The sequence below is a fragment of the Brevundimonas sp. ALps5 genome, from assembly GCF_058681645.1.
Window position 1 is genome coordinate 961039 of the sequence record NZ_CM178744.1, and the last position, 21382, is coordinate 982420.

Here is a 21382-nt window from a genome sequence, read left to right on the forward strand (position 1 = left end):
GGACCGGGCGGCAAACGCTCGGTCTCGCCGCGCCCTAGTTGCTCAGGGAAGTGTCGAGCGGACCGTTCCAACCGCCGTCGGCCATGGTCCGGGATATCCTGCGGGTCGCGGCGAACCGCCCCAGATCACCGTCCGTGGCCAGGGACGGGGCGAACAGGGCGGCCTGGATGCTGCGAAGCGCCAGCACATCCAGCCCGTCGTGTCGAACACCCTCCGCGCCCAGGTCCTGGCAGATGAGCTCGAGCTGGACGATGATCTGGGCGGTGTTCTCGGGCGGGTGCCCCAGGATGTAGGCCTCGGCGATCTCCATCAGGGTCAGGCCGTTCTCGTCCTCGACCTCGAGCTCGGGCGAGGACGGGCTTTCGGCATGGGCGGCCCACATCAGGGCGTGGGTCATGAAGGCGTCGTGATCAAGCTCCGCCATGGCGGTGTCTCCGATACAGGTAAGAATGGAGGCGGCGGACGACCGCGCTTCCGAAAAAAGGGATGAGCGCTCAGGCCGCCGGCGGGCGTTGCCGCGCGATGCGGCTCAGCGCCCAGCCTTCCCAGGCTCCGAACAGGACGATGGTCATCATGAACAGCCATGAGAACCAGCGGATCGAGACCATCGTCCACAGCAGGCTGTCGACGCGCAGCAAGGCCACCAGATGGGTGGACAGCGCCATGAGCTGACAACCGGCCGCGAAGACCAGCCACCAGCGGTCCCGGGTCATGGCGCCCCAGAGGAGCACCGCGAACAGGACAAGGGACGACAGGGCGACCGCCCAGCGGAAGGTTCCGATCGTCAGCCCGTCGAACAGCGGCGTAAGCAGGAGAACGGCGGCGAACAGGGCCGCCCCCGCCCGTTCCACACGGCCTCCGCACAGCGCCAGGGTCGCCAGCGCCATGGCGGAGAAGATGTTGAACGGGGCGAAGACGAAAGCCTGCACGCCGACCGCCTCAGGCCACCACAGCCAGATGGCCGGTCGTGCCGCCGGTCGGGACCGGCTTGTCCTCGGTCGTTCCGTCCATGCGCCAGACGACGCCGTGGTCCTGGGCCACTTCCAGGAGGTTGCCGTGAGCCGCCACCGTCGCCCGACGCGCGGTGTTGAGCGCGGAAAGGCCGGAGACGATCTCAGTCAGACTGTCCTGACCGACGGCGGCGGCCAGATTGGCGGCCTTGCGTCCATCGACCATCTGGGCGCCGAGACGGAACATCTCGGCCAGGGCGGTATCGACGGCGTGTTCGGTGGTGCGGAGCTGCCGGGCGATCCTGATGCCCGTTTCGTGCTTGTTGGTCATGTCGCGTTTCCCCTGAAGGCGATCAGTCAATCGCGTCAGACGGCTCCCGGCGGCGCCAGCCGATTGCCCAGGTCCGCCAGCGCATTGATCAGGGCGATCCCGAGCAGCCCCAGGCCGGTCAGGGCCAGGAAGGTCAGGAGCACCCATCGCAACCGGCCCGCCGTTCCCGGAAGGTCCGGGAGGTCACGGCCGAAGATCTGGGGACGCTGGAGTTTCGGTTCCGGCGGCGACGGAGCGTCTGTCGCCACCGGAGAAGGCGTCACAATCACCACCCCGGGTATGTCGACCGCTCCGTATAGCGGATGAACCGCTAGGCGCCCCATGGCGTCACGCCGGTCCGACGCGCCCAAGCGTCGCATGGCCTCACGGATGTGGTTGCTGACCGTATCGGGTGAGATGTTCAGGACGCGGGCGATTTCCTTGTCGGTGCTCGCCGCACGACGAAGACACTCGAGCTGCATCGGCGACAACGGCCGGTCCATCAGTCTTACTGCCCCAACGCCTCGCGGATTCTCCGGATCCGCAGGAGGATCATGCCGCTTCGTCCGGCGACGTCCAGCCACAGGCGCGAAATAATTGCACCACAGGGGTAATATCGGGTTGAAAATTCAACCTTAGGTTAGATTCCTTGGGAGGAATGGCGCACCCGACCCGATTCGAACGTGTGACCTTTGCCTTCGGAGTATTGCTGCGCCGACCGGGCCCAGCATCCCCCGGGGGCGGAATGCCCGCGTCCACACGGATCTTTAAGCCCGACTGAATGACGACCTCCTGGCTTACAGGCCCCTCACACGTCACCGACCAACGTCAGACGAATTCGCAAGCCCGGTCCGGCATCAGCGATGGACAGGTCCATTCGATGCAGCCGGGCGATGGCCTGGACAAGCGCCAGTCCCAGGCCGTTTCCAGGGGTGTTGCGGCTGACCTCTCCACGATGGAAAGGCCTGAGCAGGGTCGCGACCTCGGTCGCCGGAATCCCTGAGCCGGTGTCGCGGACGGCGACCCCCGAGGGGTCGATCTCGATGTGAACCTGCCCCCCCGCCGGGGTAAACTTGATGGCGTTATCGACCAGATTGCCGATCGCCTCGAACAACAGGCTGGGATCGCCCTCGATCGGCGCGGAGGGCGGCGATGCAGGCCATGAGAGGCGAACCCCCCTGTCCAGAGCGGCCGGTTCGTAGAACTCCCCGACGTCGACCGCGATTTCGCCCAGATCTACGGTCGAGAAGCCGGCGCGTCGTTCGGCATGATCGATCTCGGCGATACGGAGCATGGCGTTGAAGGTCCGCAGCAGTCCGCCGATCTGGGTAATGGCGAGATCGACCGCGGCCTCGTAGTCGGCGGTGGATGAATCGCGGCGGCGCACCCGCTCCAGTCCCGACAGCATCCGGGTCATCGGCGTTCTGAGGTCGTGGGCGACGCCGTCGCCGACCACCTTGACCTCGGACATGAGCCGCTCGATCTCATCCAGCATCCGGTTGACGGCGGCCGCAAGATGTTCGACGTCGCCGCCGTCGCCGCGCGTCGGCAGCCGTTCCGCCAGATCGCCTTTCATGATCCTGTCGATGGCCACGGCGACGGCGTCAATGCGCCGGACAGCCTCGCTGGCGACGAAGACGGCGCCGATCGCGCCCAGCACCAGGATCAGCAGCCCCCCCCACACCATCCGCCTGAGCAGGCCTGCCTTGAACGTCTGGTGATCGACCAGCTGATCGGCGACGATCAGCACGCCGCCGTCGGGCAGCCGGGCCGCCAGTCCACGGAATGAGGCCTCGCCCACCGCGCCGGGTCCATCGAAGGCGAAGGTGCGGTTCGTCGGCAGGGGATGCAGCGGGATGTCGCGAAGATTGCCCGCGACGTGTTCGCCGGTGACGGTGAAGAGGCCGAACGGCCGGGTTCCGCCCGGATCAGCTGCTGCGTGTTCATTCAGCCGCCGCACGCGCTCGGGCGGGGACATGGCTAGCAGGGGGATCTGTTCGCGATGAAGGAAGTCATCGACGCGCGACGACAGATAGGTCGAGGTCTGGCTGTAGACGAAGCCGAACAGGGCCACCGACAGGACGGTGAACAAGGCCATGAACAGGACCGCCACCCGGAAGCCGGTGGTGCGCGGCAGGTCACGCAGGCGCATCGACGACATAGCCTGCCCCCCGGACGGTCTGGATGAAGGCGGAATCGGCGCCGGCGGCTTCCAGCTTGCGCCGCAGCTTGTTCATATGGACATCGATCAAGTTGCTGCGCTCGTCGTAGCGATAGCCCCAAACCCCCTCCAGCAGCATGGTCCGGGTGAGAACCTCGCCGGGATGGCGGACGAGATATTCGAGCAGCCGGTATTCTCGTGGCGTCAGATCCACGACCTGATCGCCCCAGCGGGCGACGCGGGCCAGAAGGTCGAGGGAGAGTTTGCGCAACTCGATCCGGCTTTCAACCGCCGCCGGGGCGCGACGACGCCGCAGCAGACCGTCGACCCGGGCCGTCAGCTCCAGATATTCGAAAGGCTTGGTCAGATAGTCATCGCCGCCTCCCCGCAGACCGCGCACGCGCTCGTCGACGCTGGACAGGGCGCTGAGGATCAGGACCGGCGTCTCGATATTCGCGCCGCGCAAGGCCGCCAGCATCGACAGGCCATCCATACCGCCAGGCAGCATACGGTCCAGCACGATGGCGTCGTAAGACTGCTGCACCGCCCGGACGAGGCCGTCGGCGCCGGTGTGGACGCAGTCGACCTCCAGCCCATGATCGTTCAACGCCGCCGAAAGCTCGGCCGCGGTTTCAAGATCGTCCTCGACAACGAGGATTCTGGCCATGAAGAGATCCGCCCTTCGTTTGCGCGCCGGCGCGAGAGTGGCACAGTGCGTCCCCAACGATGAGACCCTCATCGCCGGACACTGAAGATATGTTCAGATTCGAGTTTCGATGCGCCTGCTGATCGCCGAGGCCGATCGCCGCGCGGGCGCCTATCTGCAGCGGGCCCTGGCCGAGAGCGGCCATGTGATCGATCTGGCGAAGGACGGAGAGACGGCGTTGAACCTGGGGACAGAGTATCCCTTCGACGCGGTCATCCTGGCCCGGGCCTTGCCAGCCCTTGACGGATTGGCGACCGCACGCCGGTTGCGCGCGGAAGGCTGTAACGCGCCGATCCTGATGCTGGGTCCCGGAACCTCGGCAGGCGAGCGGGTCGAGGGACTGGCGGCGGGCTGCGACGACTATCTGGCGGCGCCCTACGCCCTGGCCGAACTGCTGGCGCGGCTGGACGCCCTCACGCGCTACGGCGATCACGGCGGAACGGTGCTGAAGGTCGGCGATCTGGAGCTGAATCTCCCGACCCGCAGCGCCACCCGGGCCGGCCGGCCGCTGAGGCTCACTCACCGCGAACTGTCCATCCTGCATGTGCTGATGGAGCGCGTCGGGGCGGTGGTGACGCGGACCGAACTGATGGAAGCGCTGTGGGACCTCGAGTTCGACCCGCAGAGCGCGGTCATCGACGCCCATGTTTACCGCCTGCGCAAGAAGCTGGACGACGGGTTCGACACGCCCATGATCGGGACGGTTCCGGGCGTGGGCTATCGGCTGCAGCCCTGACCTCAAAGCCTCACCTCGAATCTGAAGGCGTTTTCATGGAGCGGTGAAGGGCGCCTCATGCGCGAGGACGCATGGTCTCCGTGTCGTCGCCGATGGGTGTGGCGACGCATGAGGATCATGTCTTGGCCGCTTCCGCCGCCCTCACCAGACGTACAGGCCGGATCGGAACGCCGATCGTGCTGATCGGCGCCCTGCTGGCCTCCTGCGCCGGCTATCAGCCCGCCCCCCTGCCACAAGGCACGGCCCTGTCTCCCGTCGCCCCCGCTTCCATGGCGCCCGGCCGGCCGTTGAGCGTTTCCGATCTGGTCGCGATCGCCCTGACGGACAATCTGGACCTGCGCGCCCTGCGCCTGCAGCACGCCGTCGCCCAGGGTCAACGCCAGCGCGACAGCGCCGCGCCCAACCCCACCCTGTCCGGCGCGCTGCTGCCCCTGCTGTCAGGCGCGGGCACGGTGACCGCCTGGAACGCCGCTCTGAGCGTCGACATCAAGGCCCTGATCACCCTGTCGGCCCGCCGCGACGCCGCCACCCACGCCGCCGAACAGGTTGACGCCCAGATTCTTTGGCAGGAGTGGCAGACGGTCGGGCAGGTCCGGCTCGTGGCCGTCGACCTGATCGAGGGCGCGCGCCTGCGGGCGTTACTGCTGCAGACGCGGACCCTGCTGGCCGATCGGGTGCAGCGCGACCAGGCGGCCCTGGCGCGCGGCGACGCCACCCTGACTATGATCGCCCCGGGTCTCGGCGCCCTGCAGTCCGTGCAGACCCGGCTCGACGATCTGGACGCCTTGCAGTTGTCGCGCCGTCACCAGCTCAACGCCCTGCTGGGACTGGCGCCGGACGTCATGCTGACACTGGCCGACACAGCGGACCTGCCCGTGATCGATCCCGAGGCCCTGTCCGATCCCGACGCCATGGCGATGCGGAGGCCGGATCTGGTGGCCCTGCGCCTCGGCTACGCCGCCGAAGACGCCCGGGTGCGCGCCGCCATTCTGGGTCAGTTCCCGGCCCTGACCCTGGGCGGAACCATCGGCAGCGACAACGCCAAGGTCATCAACGGCGGCCCCCAGGCCAGCATCGGCCTGCCGATCTTCGACCGGAACCAGGGCGGGGTCTCGGTGGAACAGGCCACACGCGAACAACTGCGCGCCGAATACGTGGCACGGCTGGCCTCCGCCGTCGGCCAACTGGCGGCGCTCCGGCGCGAGACAGCGACCCAGACCGAGCGGCTGGCGCGGCTGCACGCTGAACTGCCTGCCGCCGACGCGCTCGCGGCGCGCGCTGACGCCGCTTTCCAATCTCGCGATCTCGACGCCCGAACCCATGCCGATCTCGCCTCGCTCCGCCTGGCCAGGGCCGAGGAGATCCAGACCCTTCAACAGTCCCTGCTCGAACAACGTGTGGCCATCGCCACCCTGACGGGCGCGGGCCTCCCCCCTGTCGAGAACCTGCCCAAGGACTCCCTGAAATGAAGCGGATCCGTTTCCACTCGCGACTGGTGCTGCTGGTCGGCATGGCCCTGACGGCCGCAGCCTGCGGGGCCAAACCCGCCGCCCCCGCCGATCCCAGCGTGCTGGTGACCGTTCGACCCGCGCGGCAAGGCGTCCTGCCCCTGACCGTCGAGGCGTTCGGCACGGTCGGGGCGCCGGCGACCGCCGTGCGGGCCATCAGCCTGCAACAGGCCGCGGTGGTGACCAGCCTGAACGTCGCGCCCGGCGCCGCAGTGCGCGCAGGCCAGACCCTGCTGACCTACGCCGCCGCGCCCGAAGCCCGCGCCGCCGCCGCCCAGGCCCAGGCCGCCGTCGATCTGGCCAAGGCGCAGCAGGCCCACACCGCCGACAATTTCGCCCATCAGCTGGCGACCCGCGACGATGTCGCCCGCGCCGACGCCGCCCTGCAGACCGCCCAGGCCGGCCTGTCCGCCTTGCGCCAACAGGGGGCGGGCGGGAGCGGTGCGATCGTCGCCCCGTTCGACGGGGTGGTGATCAGCGTCACGGCGGCGACCGGCGACCGGCCGCAGCCGGGCACGGTGCTTCTGACCCTGGCGCCCGGCGCGGGTCTGGTGGCCACGGTCGGGGTCGAGCCTGACGCCGCGCGTCAGGTTCACTTGGGCGACGCTGTCGCCGTCCAGTCCCTGTCCAGCGGCGCAAGCCAGTCCGGACGGGTGCTGCGGGTCGACAATGCCCTGAACCCGGCTTCGCGGATGATCGATGTCGATGTGTCGGCGCCGGGTGTCGCCCCGATCGTCGGCGAAGCCGTGAAGGCGTCGGTTCCGATCGGCCAGGCCCAGGGCTGGATCGTGCCCCACGCCGCCGTCCTGAACGACGAGAAGGGCGACTATCTGTTCCAGCTCGCGGGCGGCAAGGCCGTCCGGATTCCCGTCAAGGTCCGCGCGCCGTCATCGACCGACGACCTCGTCGAAGGCGCCCTGAACCCTTCTCGTCCGGTGATCGTCGACGGCGCCTTCCAGCTGACCGACGGCATGAGCGCCAGAATTCAAGCTCCCACCAGACAGGCCAGACCATGACTCTCCCGCGTTTCATCTCCAGCCAATCCCGGGCCATCCTGCTGGTCGCCTTCGCGATCGCCGTCGCAGGCGCCATCGCGGCGACATCAATGCCCGTCGGCCTGTTCCCCCAGGCCGCCTTCCCGCGCGTCGTGGTCGATCTCGACTCCGGCAGTCGCCCCGCCGACCAGACCGCGCTTCTGGTCACCCGCCCGGTCGAGGAGGCGATCCGCACCATCCCCGGCGTTCAGGACGTGCGCTCCGACACCAGCCGGGGCTCGGCCCAGATTTCGGTCGACTTCGGTTGGGGTCGCGACATGACCGCCGGCGCCCTGCTGGTCGAGACGGCGGTGGCGCGGGCCTTGCCCGGCCTTCCGCCCGGAACGACCTATGACGTCAAGCGGATGGATCCGACGGTCTATCCGATCCTGTCCTACGCGCTGGAGTCCGACACCCTGTCGCCGGTCGCCCTGCAGGATCTGGCGCAGTATCAGATCAAGCCGATGCTCTCCTCGATCCCGGGTCTGGCCCGGGTGTCGGTGCAGGGCGGCGACACCGCCGAAATCCAGGTGCTGAGCGATCCCCAGCGACTGGCGGCTCACAATCTGTCGATGGACGACCTGGCCCAGGCCCTGAAGACCTGCAATGTGCTGCAGGCCTCCGGCCGGGTTCAGGACCGCGGCAAGCTGTTCCTGGTCGTGACCAACAGCAGCGCGACACAGGCCTCCGAAATCGCCGACATGACGGTGCGCGCTGACGCCTCCGGCGTGGTCCGGGTGCGCGACGTGGCCACGGTCCAGAGCGGGGTCGCCCCCCAGTGGACGCGTGTGTTCGAGGACGGCAAACCCGCCGTCCTGTTCAATGTCTACGAACAGCCCAGCGGCAATGCGGTCCAGATCGTCAAGGCGGTCGAGACCCGGCTGAAGGCGTCCCCCCTGCCTCCGGGCGTGCGTCTGGTCAGCTGGTATGACCAGAGCCAGCTGGTCACCCAGTCCGCCGCCAGCGTGCGCGACGCGGTGCTGATCGGCCTGGTTCTGGCCGGCGCCGTCCTGCTGTGGTTCCTGCGGAGCTGGCGCGTGACGCTGATCGCCGTCCTGGTGGTGCCCGCCACCCTGGCCGCGACCCTGCTGGTGCTGAGCCTTCTGGGCCTGAGCTTCAACATCATGACGCTGGGCGGGATCGCGGCTGCCGTCGGCCTGTTGATCGACGACGTCATCGTCATGATCGAACACATCGCCCGCCGCGCCGGGGCCGTCGACAAGGACGGCAATGTCGCCGGCGCCGAGGCCGTCCTGCCGGCCGCGCGCGAGTTCATGTCCCCCCTGACCGGCTCCAGCCTGGCGACCCTGATCGTCTTCATTCCGCTGAGCTTCATGAGCGGGGTGACGGGCGCCTTCTCCAAGGCCCTGTCGATCACCATGACCGCCGCCCTCGTCATCTCCTGGCTGATGACCGCCTTCGTGGTTCCGATCCTGGCGCGGCGAATGGTCGACTTCAAACGCTGGCGCGACCCGGGCGCCTCGAAGAAGGACAGCTGGCTGGGCCGCACTCACGCGCGGTTGCTGGACGCAACCATGGCCCGTCCCTGGCTGCTGCTTGTGGTGCTGATCCCGGTGTTGCTGATCGGCGGACTGGCCAGCCGTTCCGTGCCGACCGGCTTCATGCCCAAGGTCGACGAGGGCGGCTTCATCATCGACTACACCACCCGCCCTGGCTCCTCGCTGAACGAAACCAACCGCGAGGTCGCCCAGATCGACGCCATCCTGACCCGGACCCCCGAAGTCGCGACCTATTCCCGACGACTGGGCACAGGTCTGGGCGGCAACCTGGGGCAGAGCTACCACGGCGACTATTTCGTGCGGCTGAAGGACAACCACAAACGCCCCACGCCCGAAGTCATGGCCAGCATCCTGGCCCAGGCCACCGCGGAGGTCCCCGGTGTCCAGATCGAACTGGCCCAGTTGATGGAAGATCTGATCGGGGACCTGACAGCCGTGCCCCAGCCGATCGAGGTCAAGCTGTACGGCGCCGACAACACCGCCCTGATCCCGGAGGCCAGGCGCGTCGCCGCCGCCATTTCCGCCATCACGGGCGTGGTCGAGGTCAAGGACGGGATCAAACTGGCCGGAGACGCTCTGGACCTGCGGATCGATCCCGTCCGCGCCGGGCTGGAAGGCGTCACGCCGGATCAGGTGGCCCAGGCCGTCGACGCCGCCCTGACCGGGGTTGTCGCCACCCGCGTCGTCCTGCCGTCCAAGGTGGTCGATGTCCGTGTCCGCCTGCCCAACGCCATGACGCTGCAACAGCCCGATCTGGCGGCCCTGCCGATCCGCGCGCCCGACGGCCACCTGTTCCCCCTGTCACGCGTCGCGCAGATCGTGCCGGTGACTGGCCAGCCCCAGCTGTCGCGCGACAATCTTGAGCCGATGGTCGCCATAACCGGCCGGATCGAGGGCCGCGGAATGGGCGCCGCGATCGCCGACGTGAAGACCGCCCTGGCCAAACCGGGCGTGCTGAGCCCCGGTGTCCGCTACGAGTTGGGTGGCCTGTATCAACAACAGCAGATCGCCTTCACCGACCTGTCAAAGGTGTTCGTCGCGGCCCTGATCGCGGAGTTCATCCTGCTGCTGGTGCTGTACCGCCGGCTGTGGCTGCCCGTCATCATCATCGGCTGTTCGCTAATGTCCACCGCGGGCGTCTTCACCGCCCTGTGGCTAGCCCATGTAGACCTGAACATCACCGCCCTGATGGGCATGACCATGATCATCGGCATCGGAGCAGAGATGTCGATCTTCTTCGTCTCGGAATACCAGGAGCTGTCGCACCATCTGCCGCCGCGCGAGGCGCTGCGTCAGGCCAGCCGTGACCGTCTGCGGCCGATCACCATGACGACACTGGCCGCCATGCTGACCCTGGCGCCGCTGGCCTTCGCAATCGGTCAGGGCTCGGCGATCCAGCAGCCCCTGGCCATCGCGATCATCGGCGGTCTGTTCCTGCAGTTTCCGCTGGTGCTGCTGGCGATGCCGGCCCTGATCAGCCTGACACTCCGCGCGCCGGAAAGTCCGGACTGAAGGTTGGCCGAAGGTTGCGGGCTGAAAATGCGAATGTCGGAGTCACCTTGCGCGAATGGAGCGCTCTCTAGGGTCACAAGCGGAGGGTCCACCTCCAATAGAGAGGACTCAAGAATGAAACGCATCCTGTTGGCGACTGCCGTCGCCTCCCTCGCTGTCGGCGGCTACGCCTTCGCGCAGTCGGCCCACGCTCCCGCCCACCACGAAGCGGCCGAAGCGCCCGGAACCGAAGAAGACGACGACGGCCCCGAACTGGCCGCAGAAGCCAAAATCTCGCTGGCCGACGCCCAGGCGATCGCCCTTCACGCTCGCCCGGGCGAGGTCAAGGACCACGAACTGGAGAAGGAGGCCGGTGGCAGCGGCCTGCGGTATTCCTTCGACATCCTGGTCAACGGCAAGACCTTCGAGGTCGGCGTCGACGCCGCCGACGGCGCTGTGCTGGAGAACGCCGAGGAAGGCGCAAATCCGGACTGAGCGTGACAACCCAAGCGACGTCGCAGGGCCCGCGGCCTTGCGACGTCGCGCTTGCTACCTCTTCCCCCAGTCAAAGGCCCTCCCCATGAAGTCCCTATTTCTGGCTGCTTTCGCCCTGATCCTCACGCCGGCCGTCGCGTCGGCGCAAGACGCCGCTCCCTATCCGCACGCCCAGGCGGTGGCGGATGACATCGTCGCCCGCAACCCCGATATGCTGGATGTCATCCTGCACGTCAGCCCGACACCCTCGGCGGCGAACATCGTGGTGGCGGCCCACCTCCGGCACGCCAATGGAGAACCCTCGGGCGAAGACGATCTCGGCGTCATGACGACCGGCGCGCCGCTCGTGGAAGTTCAGAAGGATGGCGTGAGGATCGGCGTTCTGGTCCAGATGCGCGACGCAGGCCGCCATCCCATCGGCGCGATCGGGCTGATGTATCCCTACAAGCCGGGCGACGACGCCGAGGCCGTGCTCAAACGCTCTTTCGCGATCCGGGACGCCCTCGCCGCTCAGACACCGTCTCGCGACGCGCTGGTCGGAATGCGTTGATCAGGGCGATGGCTCGTCAAAGGCCGTCATCCGGCAGCGGGCGGGCTGAAAGGTCCGCGCCGCCGCTCTCCGGCGACAGGTCGGCCGCGAGTTCGTCCAGCAAACCGCTTCGGCTGCGTATCACCGCCTCCGCCTTGCGAAAGTTGCGTGCGCGAGCCGCCCTCTTGAGGTCGATAACCGCCGCGCCGAACCGCCCCCGCAATCCAACGTCGCGTACGCGTGGGGCGACCTGGTCCCAGAATTCGCCGGCTTCATCCGCAGCCAGAACAGCGTCGGTCCATCGGGGCGGGTCTGCGGCGACATCGGCAGCGAAGCGAAGGCCCGAGTAGTCAAGCAAGCCGACCTCGGCCGGGATCGCCGCCGGGGGAGCTGCAACGACCAGCAGCCGGTATCCAGCCGCGCCGGCAAGAGCCATGTCGGGACGAGCCTGACGATCCCTCGCCGTCTCGATGAGGTTCACGCAGTGCACAAGGTCCGCCCCCTGCTCGGGTGTGAGGGCAGACAAGGCGGCGGCGGTGACGACGTGAAGGCGCACGATTTCCACATCCAGCGCCGGGAAGTCCCGCCCGAGCGCGCCGTCGGCGACCAGGCGAAACGAATCCGTCGCCGACGAAAGCACCTTGCGGCGCTCAGCCTGTTCCTGCGCCCCGAGAGCGCCAGCTGCCTGCGGGCGAGGACGCCCACCGGCCGCCACACCTGGAGGATCACCACAGGCGGCGGAGCCCAGCGCCAGGATCGGACCGATGATCAGGGCAAGGCCGCGGCGAACCGGTGCGGATCGGTAAGCGGGGTCCTTCACCACCCGCTCCCGGCGACGACTTCGGCGCGATGCTCGCCCACGACCCGACCGTCTTCCATACGGATCACCCGATCGGCGAAGCCTTCCAGACGGGGATCGTGACTGACGCACAGGACGCCCGCCCCGGTCTCTACCGCCGTCTCCCGCAGCAGGGTCGCAACCTGCCGACCGTTGGTCGAGTCCAGCGCCGAGGTCGGTTCGTCGGCGAAAATAATGCGTGGCGCCTTGGCCAGGGCCCGGGCGATCGCGACCCTCTGCCGCTCGCCACCCGACAGCTGGTCCGGACGGCTGTTCAGACGATGGGACAGGCCGACGCGTTCCAGCGCGAGACCTGCGCGGGCATGCGCCAAACGCGATTTCAGCCCCTGCCGCTTCAGCACGATGGATACCTGCTCCACCGCCGTAAGCGCAGGCAGCAGATGGAACCCCTGAAAGATGAACCCGATGTCCGCCAGACGCAGGGCGTCCGCCTGGGCGCGCGTCTGGTTCGACAGATTGTGTCCCAGAATATGGACCTCACCCGCCTCCGGGGTGAGGAGGCCCGAGATCATGGCCAGCAGCGTGGACTTTCCCGAACCGGAGGGACCTGCGACGATCACGAACTCGCCCGTCTTCAGGACGATATCCGTCGGATGCAGGGCGATGACGCGGCCAGCGCCCTGCCCATAGCTCTTGGTGACGCCACGCGCATCGAGCAACACCTCACCCATCGTTTGGCTCGGCCAGATGGCGGGTGACGACGGCGTCCAGAAGCGTCTTGCGGGCGTTGATGACGGCCAGGCGTGCGTCGTCTTGTGCGGCTTCGGCCTCGGTCAGGGCGACGCCGTCGATCACACCGGCGTCGTGACGCCGAACAGAAATCTCGAACATCTCCGCAGCCCTGTCAGCCGCGCGGTCGGCGATCTCGAGCCGGGAGCCGGCTTTCGCTTCCTCGGCCAGAGCGCCCTGAATGTCGGACCAGCCCTGCAGCACCGCCGCCCGCCAGGCCAGTTCCGCGAGATCCGCCTCGGCCGAAGCCCGGGCCACCTCGGCCTTGCGTGCGCCTCCATCGAGAACCGTCTGGGTCAGTGCGCCGGCGAGAGCCCAGGCCAAAGCCTTGACGTCCAGCAAGGTCGAGACCGCCGCATCGGGCGCCCCCAGGGCGGCGACAAGCTGGAACTGCGGCCGGGTCGCGGCCACCGCCTCCGCACGTCGGGCGTCGGCGGCGTGCAGCCGGGCGAAAGCCGCCCGGACCTCCGGCAAGGCGTCGACCACGTCTGACGAGACGTCGGCCGGCGCAGGCGCGAACCGTGGCAAATCTCCCGGACCAGGTGCGACAGGATCGGCGACGCCGAGCAGGACGGCGAGCCTGCGCTGGTCGCCCGCGATATCCAACCCGAGGTCGGCCTCGTTGGCCCGGGCCTCGGCGATCGCCTCCGCGGCGGCCGCGGCGGCGGGGGCGTCGATTACGCCCTCGCGAATACGGACGGCGATCAGGTCGGCCTGATGCTGGGCCCGCACGAGACGCCTGTGGGTCGCGGCCACGGCGGATTGATCAGCCCGCAGCGCCACCCAGGTCCTCACCGTCTCGGCCGCGACCGTGCGGCGGGCCTGCTCAACTTCAGCGGCGGCGGCGAGGGCTTCGTTCGAAGCGGCGGCGATGGCGGCGCGGCGCCGCCCCCACAGATCGATGTCGTAGCTGGCCTCCAGGGTCGGCGTTGCGGCTGTCCGGCCCCGGCTGAAACTGTCCCCGCCGACCGCCCCGGCCAGGCCGATTTGAACCACGGGCGAGCGTGACGCTCGCGCCCTGTCACCTTCGGCCGTCGCGCGCTCGAGGCGGGCCAGAGCCGCTTTGACGTCGAGGCTGCCGAGATCGGCCCGGTCGAGCAGTTGACGCAGTTCTGGATCGCCGAAATCCTCGACCCAGGGAGACGACCCGACCGGCTGCAGCAAAAGCGCCGACGGCCTCGGCGCCGCGCCGTCGGTGGCGCAGGCCGCCAGTCCGGACGCCAGCACCGCCAGGAGCACAGGAACGCGCGCCCTCATCGGACGAACCGGACCAGAACGCGCTGACCGAGCCGCAGAGCCGGAGCGCCGTCCAACGTCAGTTGCACCGGCAGGGTGCGAGTGTCGCTGGGCGCGGTGGGATCGTCCTGGAGCATCGGTGCGCCGAAGGCCTCGGCCACGCGGCTGACGTGGGCCGGATAGACTTTGGACGGATCGCTCTCCAGCGAGATCAAGGCCTTCGCGCCCGGCCGGATACGATCGGCATAGGTCTCGTCGAGGTCGGCGCTGACAATGCGGGCGCCTGCCGGCTCGATCAGGAAAAGGGCCGTGCCCGCCTCTACCGAGGCGCCGGTCACAGCCGTGCGCCGGATGATCCGGCCGGAGACAGGCGCCCGAACCGTTCTGAGGTCGACATCGAAGACCTGCAGTTGGCGGTGCGCGCGCGCCGCCTGCGCCGCCAGACGCGCGGCGGTGAGTTCACGCTGGGCGACCGTCGCCGAGGCTGCGGCGCCTTCAGCCACGTCACGCGGCCCTGCATCGGCAAAGGCCAGTCGCCCGAGCCGGTTCGCCTGCAGGTGGGCCCCGCCGGCCCGGGCATCAGCGATGGCGGTCTGGGCGTCGAACTGGGCCACGTCCGCGTCGGCCGCAGCCAGAGTGAGCCGGGCCAGCCGGTCGTCCATACGGGCCAGGACATCGCCCTGAACCACCACATCGCCCTCGTACAGATTGACCGAGGCCAGCACGCCCTGGACGGGAGCGGCGATCCGCACCAGCCCTTCGCGGGACTGGACGACGCCCCGCGCCACAGCTTGGGGAGCGGCGGCGACAGGCCCGACCGGTCTGGCGGATGCCTGGCATCCGGCCAGAGCGATCACCGTCAGGCCGACGGCGGCGAGAGAGAGGCAAGTTCGGATCATAGCAGCAGACTCGCGGGATCGGCCCGGGCGACACGGCGAAGCGCCCACGCTCCGGACCCAAGGGCGACGATGAGGATGAGAAGGGCCGCCGCCCCTGTCATGGCGGGCGACAGCACGATCGGGACGCCCTGGGTGCGGGCGGTGACCGCGAGGGCGAGGGTCAACAGGCTGCCGACGACCAGCCCCGCCACCCCGACCCAGGCGCTCTGTTCCAGTACGAGCGCGCGCAGGGACCCCATGGGAAAGCCGAGGGCGCGCAGGGCGGCGTATTCCTTGATGGAGCCGGCGACGGCGGCGGTCAGGGTCTGGCTGGTGATGATGACCGCGACCAGAAGGGCGATGCTGCTGCCGAACAGGAAAGCCACGCCCGCGCCGGACTCGCCCAGCCAGTAGCTGGTGGTGCGATCGGCGAAGGCCTTTGCCGTCACGGCCTCGAAGCCCCGCGTCCTGCCCCGCTCGGTCAGGCGTCGCGCCGAGGCTACGGCGGCCTCCGGCGTACCGAAACGGGCGAGGAAATAAGCCACCCGCCCATCGCTTCCGGCGGCGGGATCCAGCGTTCGGACTGTGGCCTGGGACCCGATGACATTAACGCCGCCGAGGCCGCGCAGCCCCTCGGTGAAACCCGCAATGCGGACGCGCCGGCCGTTGATCTCAACCGTCTGGCCCAGTCCGGCGTCGAGCTTGTTCCGATCGCCGGCATCGACCAGCACCGAGCCGGGTTCGGCAAGCGCCGCGCGCTGGGCCGGGGTCAGGGCCTCCGACAGGGCCATGGCGTCGGGGGCCAGCGACACGCCGACCAGATAGACATTGACCATGCCCTGATCGTGCGTACGCCACTCGCCGGCGCCCCACTGGAACGGTTCGACCTGACGGACATCAGGCTCCATCCAGGCGTCCAGCTCAGCCTGACTGCCGATGGGGCGGCCCAGATCGATGCTCTGCACCCCGGGATATCCGATCCACAAATCCGCGCCCGACCGGGTCACGTAGAGGCTCGACAGGGAGAATATGCCCAGGATCAGGGCGCCCTGCAGCAGGACCAAGACCCCGGAAAAGGCGACCGCCACCACCGCCGGCATGTATCGGCGCCAGTCGTGGAGCAGGGTCTTGAGAGCCAGTGAAATCATGACCGGCTCCGCCCCACCAGCCACACGCCGCCGAGGATGGCCACAGCGCCCAGCAATTGCACGGGATCGAACCGTTCGTGCAGCACGATCCAGCCGAAGGACACGACCAGAACGTAACTGAGCGCCGACAGCGGCACGGCGACGCTGAGCTTGATCTCGGACAGGGCCGTCATCCAGGCCATCAGGCCCAGGCCCTCACAGAGCAGCAGTATTACGCCCCAAGGCTGCAGCAGGGCGCCCAGCAGCCAGGCAGGGCCGAAAGGGACACCGGCCATGGCGACTGCGGTATATCGGGCCGCCACCTGATAACCGAGCCCGAGCAACGGTACGGCCACGCACAGGGCCGCCAGCGCCGTTCGGCGACGCAGCAGCGACCGCCCGTCGCCTTCGCTCCAGATCGTCATGCCGCCATCTCCAGCGTCGGATCGGCGGCGAACAGAGGGGCGGCCAGCCGCAGGGCGCCGTTGACCAGCGAGTTGCGGTGACGGAACAGCATGGCGGTGCGGATCAGCCGGCTGCCCAGCCTCAGCTTGACCTCATAGGCCGCCTGACCGCTCTGGTAGCGCGTCAGGCCGTGCTCCAGGCAGTAGTCGATGTTGCGGAACCAACTGAGGAAGTACAGGTTCAGCGCGCGGCCCCGCGCTGCGTCCATGCAGAAGAACTTGTCGATCAGAACGGCGTCGTCCCGCAGCAGCATATTGGCCGCGATCAGATCGTCGCCTTGCCAGTACAGGATGTGGACCACGCGCCCAGGCATGGTCTCGCAGACACCCTGAAAATAGGCCGGGGTCAGGTCTTCCAGCGTCATCTCGGCTCGGGCGCGGGTCTGGCGATACAGGTCCATGACCCGGTCCAGCATCCCGTCCAGATCGGCGCGGACCTCGATCCGGAGTTGGCTCTCCGACCGTAGCTTGCGGCGCATGTCCTTGCGCGTCGATGGCGACAACCGCTCAAGGTAGGCCTCGCGGTCCGCAAAATCGATCGGCAGCCAGGCCACCGGCAAACCCGGGACACGACCATATCCAGCCCGGACCGCGACCCGGTCCCAAAGCACCGACTGGTCCTCGGGCGCGTCCTTGATACCGAGCAGGCCGCACCCCGCCCGCCCGGCCTCCGCTTCGAAAGCCTGCAGCAGAAGCGCCGCCACGGACACGCGCGCGTCCGGTGTCAGCTCCGGTGCGAACCCCACGGTCAGGGTCTCGGTGCAAGGCGATCCCAGACAGGCCAGCCGCAGGGTCAGAGCGCGCGGAAACAATCGGGTCACCGCATGGGCCAGCTCGCGCCCCGCCCCGTCCAGCGTGGTGTCGATCGGATAGTCCGTCATGAACATGGGCGTGACGCACACCAGCCGCCCCTCGTCCGCCACCAGGACATAGCGCCACTTGAACCCCGGCAGACCCGCCGTCTCGACCGCGCACAGATAGTCCCAGGTCTCGATCTGCCCCGGGAACAGCCGGTCCCAAGCGTCTCGACCCACCTCGCGGATTGAGGACGCAATCCGGGCGTCAGGCATGGATGACCTCCGGCGTCACCGGCTCGCACACGCCGTGCTTCACGAAGAAGGCCGCGGTCCGATCGGCCACCACGTCGCGTTCCCGATCGACGTGGATCATGTGGAAACTGTCGTCCAGCAACGAGAGCTCAGTCGGCCCGCCAAGCGCGGCCTGAAGCCGGGCGGCGTTGCGTGGGCTGCTCATGTCGTCTTCGCGGGCGTGCAGGATCAGGGTCGGGGTTGTCAGGTCCGGCGCCACGGTCTCGACCCTGCGGCCCAGCCGGTAGAGCTGATAAAGGGAGCCCAGGGGGATTTCGTCGATCGCCCCCTCGACGAAGGCCGGATTGTTCGCCGCGAGCTGGCGCAGGCGTTCATCCTTCAGGCCATGCGGCGCGGGCTCGTCGATGGCGATGCGACGCAGGCCCGGCAGGTTGGCGACCAACTGGATCACCGGCGCGGCCATGGCCCAGCGCGGCATGTTCCAGCCGTCGTATTCGAACGTCATGGAATAGACGGCGGCGCTGCGGATTTTCGGCTCCTCGGCGGCCAGCAGCAGACCCAGGGCGCCGCCCGCGCAGATGCCGGCGACATGCAGCTCATCCACCTCGGGCGCGAACCGGGCGCAGGCGGCCCGCACGCTGTCCAGCCAGTCACGCCAGTCGGTCTTCAGCAGATCGTTCTTGTCGCCGCCGTGGCCGGCCAAAAGCGGCCCGGCGCAGGTGAAACCTCGACGACGCAGTCTCTTTGCCAGGGGCTTCATCTCCGCCGGCGCGCCGGTCATGCCGTGAAGCAGGAGAACGCCGCGGCCGTTCTCGCCCTCCACGAAGAAGTCCAGATCGGTACGCAGCGGCTGGACCGGACGGCGCATGGCGGCTCCTGGGGCTGGAAGGGAAATCACGGCTCAGGCTCCCGCCAGGCCGACGCAGAGGACGCCGCCCATGATCAGGACGATCCCGACCGCCTGTTCGAAGGTCACCCGCTCGCGCAAAACCAGGGCGCCGATCAGCGGCACTCCGGCGTAGGTCAGGGTCATCAGCGGGAAGGCGATGGTCAGCGGAGTGGACTGAAGCACAAAAATCCAGGCGACCGTCTCGATCAGCCAGACCCCGATCCCCAGCCACAGCCACGGCTGGACCGCCACCCCAGCCACATAGCGGCGAGCGGGTCGGGCGCGGTCGGCAGCCAGTTTGAAACTGAGCTCGTGCGTCACCTCCGCCGCCAGGCAGAGGCCAATCAAGGCGACCGATGCCCAGGTCATGTGGCCAGCTCGCTCAGCCAGTCGAGCAGATGCAGATTGACCGCCTGGTTGTGCCGCAAGGCGCCGTCGCCGGGGCGCGACCAGGGCTGGTCCATCACGGCCTCGGCCCGCTTCACCCAGGGATCCAGACCCTGGCCGCCATAGCGGGCGGGCGACCAGTCGCCGGTGATGTCGGCGCCGATCAGGGTCCGACCAGTGATCACCGCCCCCAGCAATGTCTTCAGGGCATAGAGGCTGAGTTCACCCTGGTCCCAGTTGGTGGCCGCGTCCTCGGGCGCGAGGACGTCCTTGTCGATGGTCACGTAGATGGCCCGGGTCGGAATCGATTCCGCCAGTCGCAAGGCGAAGGCGGCCAGGCCGAGGTCGGTCAGGGTCGGCCAGATGCGCCCAAAGAGTTCGAGCCCTTCACGGTCGGCCGGCGCGCGATAGGCGAACATCTCGACCAGCCCTTCGCGAATGAGGTCGGCGTCGGCCGAGCGGCGGCCGCGTTCGCTGATGTCGTCGCTGCACACCCCCACCGTGAAGACCCGCGCCACGCGTTGGTCGCGCGCGATTTCTCCGACCCAGGAGCCGCAATGCAGCCCCGCGCCAAATCTCACCCAGTCAGGGTGATTGTCGAAATGGATCACGGTGACCGCCCCAGTCCCGGCGGCGTCGCAGGCGCGGCGCACCAGCATGGGCGTCACATGGTGGAAGTCACCGGATCCGAGGAAGGTCACCAAGGGGCGGCGGTCCAGCGGGAACCCTTCCCGGATCCGGCCTTCGAGCATCTCAAGCGGACCGGGGCGGCTCCACAGGCGAAGCGCCGGCCCCAGGTCGCGGCAGTCGAGAGACAAGCCATCTCGGGCGGCACGGGCGCTAAGGCCGCCCTGCTGCATCAGGGCGTCGTCGAGATGCAGCAGGGCCGGCTTCACCGGCTCTCTCAGTCGGCCGTGCATCGGCGCAGCAACAGGTCGAGCAGTTCGATCGCCAGGTCGATCTCCTCGTGAGTGATCTCCAGCGACGGCGCCAGGGTGATGACGTTCTTGTAGTAGCCGCCGACGTCGAGGATGAGGCCGTAGGTCCCGCTCTTCGCCTTCAGGTCAGCCTTCATCCCCTCGTCGGCCATCAGGTCGAGGAGCTTCTTGTTGGGGGTGAAGCCGTCGGCCTCGCAAATCTCGCAGCGAAGGGCCAGACCGAGGCCATCGACATCACCGATCTGCGGCCAGCGCTTCTGGAGGTCTTTCAGGCCTTCCAGGAAGTAGGCGCCCTTCTCCATGACCCGTGCGCCGTAGTCGACTTCCGAGACCATCTTCAGGGTCTCGAGCGCGACAGAGGTGCCCATCGGGTTGGAATTGAAGGTCGAGTGGGTCGATCCGGGCGGGAACATCTCCGGGCTGATCAGGGCCTCCTTCGCCCAGACGCCCGACAGCGGGTTCAGGCCGTTGGTCAGGGCCTTGCCGAAGACCAGGACGTCGGGCTCGACGCCGAAATGTTCGATCGACCAGAGCTTGCCGGTCCGGAACATCCCCATCTGGATTTCATCGACCACCAGCAGGATGCCGTGCTGGTCCAGCACCTTCTTCAGCTCGATGAAGAAGTTCGGCGGCGGGATGACGTACCCGCCGGTGCCCTGGATCGGTTCGATGTAGAAGGCGGCGTATTCGGCCTGACCCGTCTTGATGTCGAGGACGCCGTTGTATTCGGTCTCGAACAGGCGGGCGAACTTCTGCACGCAGTAGTGGCCGTACTCCTCCTTGGTCATCCCCTTGGGGCCGCGGAAGTGATACGGGAATTCGATGAACTGGGCCCGGTCGCCGAAGTGGCCGAAGCGGCGGCGGTAGCGGTAGGACGAGGTGATCGCGGAAGCGCCCAGGGTGCGGCCGTGATAGCCGCCCTCGAACGCGAACATCAGCTGCTTGCCGTTCGAGGCGTTGCGAACCAGCTTCAGCGAGTCCTCGACCGCCTGGGCGCCGCCGACATTGAAATGAACCCGGCCCTTGTGACCGAATTTGCGCTCGGCGTCCTGGGCGATCATGGCGGCCAGTTCGACCTTCTCACGATGCAGATACTGGGACGCGACCTGCGGCAGGGTGTCGAGCTGGCGGTGGGCGACGGCGTTCAGGCGCGGGTTACGGTAGCCGAAATTGACGGCCGAGTACCACATCTGCAGGTCGAGGAAGCGGTTGCCCGCCGCGTCGAACATGTATGAGCCTTCGCAGCCGTCGAAGAATTTCGGGTCGGCCATGTAGTGGACGGTGTCGCCCCGCGAACAATACTCGGCTTCAAGCCGGCGCAGTTCCGTCTCGTCGATCAGGGGCGTCGCCGGCGTGACCGGCGATTTGAGGGTGTCGTACATCAAG

23 protein-coding genes are annotated in these 21382 nt (G+C 68.2%); 6 read left to right on the forward strand and 17 right to left on the reverse strand.

Translation table 11 applies throughout. From position 1 onward, the window contains the following. Positions 1-34 precede the first annotated feature (34 nt). The 6 genes from ACW172_RS04500 to ACW172_RS04525 all read right to left on the reverse strand — a co-directional run bounded on the left by ACW172_RS04500 (position 35) and on the right by ACW172_RS04525 (position 4088). Positions 35-424, reverse strand: a complete 390-nt coding sequence (locus ACW172_RS04500; RefSeq protein ID WP_492033992.1) for a hypothetical protein — start codon at positions 422-424, stop codon at positions 35-37. A gap of 70 nt (positions 425-494) precedes the next feature. After that, positions 495-929 carry a hypothetical protein gene (locus ACW172_RS04505; protein ID WP_492033993.1) on the reverse strand — a complete coding sequence of 145 codons (435 nt, stop codon included), beginning with the start codon at positions 927-929 and terminating at the stop codon, positions 495-497. 10 nt (positions 930-939) lie between these two features. Continuing rightward, on the reverse strand, positions 940-1281 hold the full coding sequence (locus tag ACW172_RS04510) for a hypothetical protein (RefSeq protein ID WP_492033994.1): 342 nt from the start codon (positions 1279-1281) through the stop codon (positions 940-942). A gap of 35 nt (positions 1282-1316) precedes the next feature. After that, the gene (locus ACW172_RS04515) at positions 1317-1763 is read right to left on the reverse strand and encodes a helix-turn-helix domain-containing protein (RefSeq protein WP_492033995.1); all 447 of its coding nucleotides are present in this window, start codon (positions 1761-1763) and stop codon (positions 1317-1319) included. 305 nt (positions 1764-2068) lie between these two features. Further along, on the reverse strand, positions 2069-3412 hold the full coding sequence (locus tag ACW172_RS04520; protein ID WP_492033996.1) for a sensor histidine kinase: 1344 nt from the start codon (positions 3410-3412) through the stop codon (positions 2069-2071). Beyond that, a complete protein-coding gene (locus tag ACW172_RS04525) occupies positions 3399-4088 on the reverse strand; it encodes a response regulator transcription factor (RefSeq protein WP_492033997.1) in 690 nt (229 codons plus the stop codon). The genes ACW172_RS04520 and ACW172_RS04525 overlap by 14 nt, the downstream gene beginning before the upstream one ends. A 109-nt stretch (positions 4089-4197) precedes the next feature. Here ACW172_RS04525 and ACW172_RS04530 point away from each other — a divergent pair, with 109 nt between their 5' ends. The 6 genes from ACW172_RS04530 to ACW172_RS04555 all read left to right on the forward strand — a co-directional run bounded on the left by ACW172_RS04530 (position 4198) and on the right by ACW172_RS04555 (position 11461). Continuing rightward, entirely contained in the window at positions 4198-4863 is a 666-nt protein-coding gene (locus ACW172_RS04530; RefSeq protein ID WP_492033998.1) for a response regulator transcription factor, read from the forward strand. Between the two features lie 122 nt (positions 4864-4985). After that, complete coding sequence (locus ACW172_RS04535) at positions 4986-6332, forward strand: TolC family protein (RefSeq protein WP_492033999.1); 1347 nt, start codon at positions 4986-4988, stop codon at positions 6330-6332. Next, entirely contained in the window at positions 6329-7387 is a 1059-nt protein-coding gene (locus ACW172_RS04540) for an efflux RND transporter periplasmic adaptor subunit (RefSeq protein WP_492034000.1), read from the forward strand. Before ACW172_RS04535 ends, ACW172_RS04540 begins: the two co-directional genes overlap by 4 nt. Beyond that, entirely contained in the window at positions 7384-10437 is a 3054-nt protein-coding gene (locus tag ACW172_RS04545) for an efflux RND transporter permease subunit (RefSeq protein ID WP_492034001.1), read from the forward strand. The genes ACW172_RS04540 and ACW172_RS04545 overlap by 4 nt, the downstream gene beginning before the upstream one ends. 114 nt (positions 10438-10551) lie before the next feature. Beyond that, positions 10552-10911, forward strand: coding sequence for a PepSY domain-containing protein (locus tag ACW172_RS04550; protein WP_492034002.1), 360 nt, complete (start codon positions 10552-10554; stop codon positions 10909-10911). Between the two features lie 85 nt (positions 10912-10996). Next, positions 10997-11461: a hypothetical protein gene (locus ACW172_RS04555; RefSeq protein ID WP_492034003.1), complete on the forward strand. Its 465-nt coding sequence runs from the start codon at positions 10997-10999 to the stop codon at positions 11459-11461. 16 nt (positions 11462-11477) lie between these two features. On the opposite strand, the gene ACW172_RS04560 is transcribed toward ACW172_RS04555, so the two are convergent. From ACW172_RS04560 to ACW172_RS04610, 11 genes are read right to left on the reverse strand one after another with little or no spacing between them, the layout of a single operon-like run. Continuing rightward, complete coding sequence (locus ACW172_RS04560; RefSeq protein ID WP_492034004.1) at positions 11478-12260, reverse strand: hypothetical protein; 783 nt, start codon at positions 12258-12260, stop codon at positions 11478-11480. Next, entirely contained in the window at positions 12257-12970 is a 714-nt protein-coding gene (locus tag ACW172_RS04565; protein ID WP_492034005.1) for an ABC transporter ATP-binding protein, read from the reverse strand. The genes ACW172_RS04560 and ACW172_RS04565 overlap by 4 nt, the downstream gene beginning before the upstream one ends. Continuing rightward, positions 12963-14285, reverse strand: a complete 1323-nt coding sequence (locus ACW172_RS04570; protein WP_492034006.1) for a TolC family protein — start codon at positions 14283-14285, stop codon at positions 12963-12965. Before ACW172_RS04570 ends, ACW172_RS04565 begins: the two co-directional genes overlap by 8 nt. Then, positions 14282-15163 carry an efflux RND transporter periplasmic adaptor subunit gene (locus tag ACW172_RS04575; RefSeq protein WP_492034007.1) on the reverse strand — a complete coding sequence of 294 codons (882 nt, stop codon included), beginning with the start codon at positions 15161-15163 and terminating at the stop codon, positions 14282-14284. The genes ACW172_RS04570 and ACW172_RS04575 overlap by 4 nt, the downstream gene beginning before the upstream one ends. Beyond that, on the reverse strand, positions 15160-16290 hold the full coding sequence (locus ACW172_RS04580) for an ABC transporter permease (RefSeq protein WP_492034008.1): 1131 nt from the start codon (positions 16288-16290) through the stop codon (positions 15160-15162). The genes ACW172_RS04575 and ACW172_RS04580 overlap by 4 nt, the downstream gene beginning before the upstream one ends. Then, the gene (locus ACW172_RS04585) at positions 16287-16694 is read right to left on the reverse strand and encodes an EamA family transporter (RefSeq protein ID WP_492034009.1); all 408 of its coding nucleotides are present in this window, start codon (positions 16692-16694) and stop codon (positions 16287-16289) included. Before ACW172_RS04585 ends, ACW172_RS04580 begins: the two co-directional genes overlap by 4 nt. Continuing rightward, entirely contained in the window at positions 16691-17803 is a 1113-nt protein-coding gene (locus tag ACW172_RS04590; RefSeq protein ID WP_492034010.1) for a peptidogalycan biosysnthesis protein, read from the reverse strand. The genes ACW172_RS04585 and ACW172_RS04590 overlap by 4 nt, the downstream gene beginning before the upstream one ends. Next, the gene (locus ACW172_RS04595) at positions 17796-18650 is read right to left on the reverse strand and encodes an alpha/beta hydrolase (protein ID WP_492034011.1); all 855 of its coding nucleotides are present in this window, start codon (positions 18648-18650) and stop codon (positions 17796-17798) included. The genes ACW172_RS04590 and ACW172_RS04595 overlap by 8 nt, the downstream gene beginning before the upstream one ends. Before the next feature lie 33 nt (positions 18651-18683). Further along, on the reverse strand, positions 18684-19040 hold the full coding sequence (locus ACW172_RS04600) for an EamA family transporter (RefSeq protein WP_492034012.1): 357 nt from the start codon (positions 19038-19040) through the stop codon (positions 18684-18686). Then, positions 19037-19954 carry an arginase family protein gene (locus tag ACW172_RS04605; protein WP_492034013.1) on the reverse strand — a complete coding sequence of 306 codons (918 nt, stop codon included), beginning with the start codon at positions 19952-19954 and terminating at the stop codon, positions 19037-19039. Before ACW172_RS04605 ends, ACW172_RS04600 begins: the two co-directional genes overlap by 4 nt. Positions 19955-19962: 8 nt before the next feature. Continuing rightward, positions 19963-21378: an aspartate aminotransferase family protein gene (locus ACW172_RS04610; RefSeq protein ID WP_492034014.1), complete on the reverse strand. Its 1416-nt coding sequence runs from the start codon at positions 21376-21378 to the stop codon at positions 19963-19965. Between the last annotated feature and the right edge of the window lie 4 nt (positions 21379-21382).

What these genes read in the sequence shown, in the direction of transcription:
- ACW172_RS04565 (WP_492034005.1), bottom strand. Translation starts at nt 12,970, where the DNA reads ATGGGTGAGGTGTTGCTCGATGCGCGTGGCGTCACCAAGAGCTATGGG.
- ACW172_RS04575 (WP_492034007.1), bottom strand. Translation starts at nt 15,163, where the DNA reads ATGATCCGAACTTGCCTCTCTCTCGCCGCCGTCGGCCTGACGGTGATC.
- ACW172_RS04590 (WP_492034010.1), bottom strand. Translation starts at nt 17,803, where the DNA reads ATGCCTGACGCCCGGATTGCGTCCTCAATCCGCGAGGTGGGTCGAGAC.
- ACW172_RS04595 (WP_492034011.1), bottom strand. Translation starts at nt 18,650, where the DNA reads ATGCGCCGTCCGGTCCAGCCGCTGCGTACCGATCTGGACTTCTTCGTG.
- ACW172_RS04580 (WP_492034008.1), bottom strand. Translation starts at nt 16,290, where the DNA reads ATGATTTCACTGGCTCTCAAGACCCTGCTCCACGACTGGCGCCGATAC.
- ACW172_RS04550 (WP_492034002.1), top strand. Translation starts at nt 10,552, where the DNA reads ATGAAACGCATCCTGTTGGCGACTGCCGTCGCCTCCCTCGCTGTCGGC.
- ACW172_RS04520 (WP_492033996.1), bottom strand. Translation starts at nt 3,412, where the DNA reads ATGCGCCTGCGTGACCTGCCGCGCACCACCGGCTTCCGGGTGGCGGTC.
- ACW172_RS04530 (WP_492033998.1), top strand. Translation starts at nt 4,198, where the DNA reads ATGCGCCTGCTGATCGCCGAGGCCGATCGCCGCGCGGGCGCCTATCTG.
- ACW172_RS04585 (WP_492034009.1), bottom strand. Translation starts at nt 16,694, where the DNA reads ATGACGATCTGGAGCGAAGGCGACGGGCGGTCGCTGCTGCGTCGCCGA.
- ACW172_RS04540 (WP_492034000.1), top strand. Translation starts at nt 6,329, where the DNA reads ATGAAGCGGATCCGTTTCCACTCGCGACTGGTGCTGCTGGTCGGCATG.
- ACW172_RS04515 (WP_492033995.1), bottom strand. Translation starts at nt 1,763, where the DNA reads ATGGACCGGCCGTTGTCGCCGATGCAGCTCGAGTGTCTTCGTCGTGCG.
- ACW172_RS04500 (WP_492033992.1), bottom strand. Translation starts at nt 424, where the DNA reads ATGGCGGAGCTTGATCACGACGCCTTCATGACCCACGCCCTGATGTGG.
- ACW172_RS04555 (WP_492034003.1), top strand. Translation starts at nt 10,997, where the DNA reads ATGAAGTCCCTATTTCTGGCTGCTTTCGCCCTGATCCTCACGCCGGCC.
- ACW172_RS04525 (WP_492033997.1), bottom strand. Translation starts at nt 4,088, where the DNA reads ATGGCCAGAATCCTCGTTGTCGAGGACGATCTTGAAACCGCGGCCGAG.
- ACW172_RS04570 (WP_492034006.1), bottom strand. Translation starts at nt 14,285, where the DNA reads ATGAGGGCGCGCGTTCCTGTGCTCCTGGCGGTGCTGGCGTCCGGACTG.
- ACW172_RS04510 (WP_492033994.1), bottom strand. Translation starts at nt 1,281, where the DNA reads ATGACCAACAAGCACGAAACGGGCATCAGGATCGCCCGGCAGCTCCGC.
- ACW172_RS04610 (WP_492034014.1), bottom strand. Translation starts at nt 21,378, where the DNA reads ATGTACGACACCCTCAAATCGCCGGTCACGCCGGCGACGCCCCTGATC.
- ACW172_RS04600 (WP_492034012.1), bottom strand. Translation starts at nt 19,040, where the DNA reads ATGACCTGGGCATCGGTCGCCTTGATTGGCCTCTGCCTGGCGGCGGAG.
- ACW172_RS04545 (WP_492034001.1), top strand. Translation starts at nt 7,384, where the DNA reads ATGACTCTCCCGCGTTTCATCTCCAGCCAATCCCGGGCCATCCTGCTG.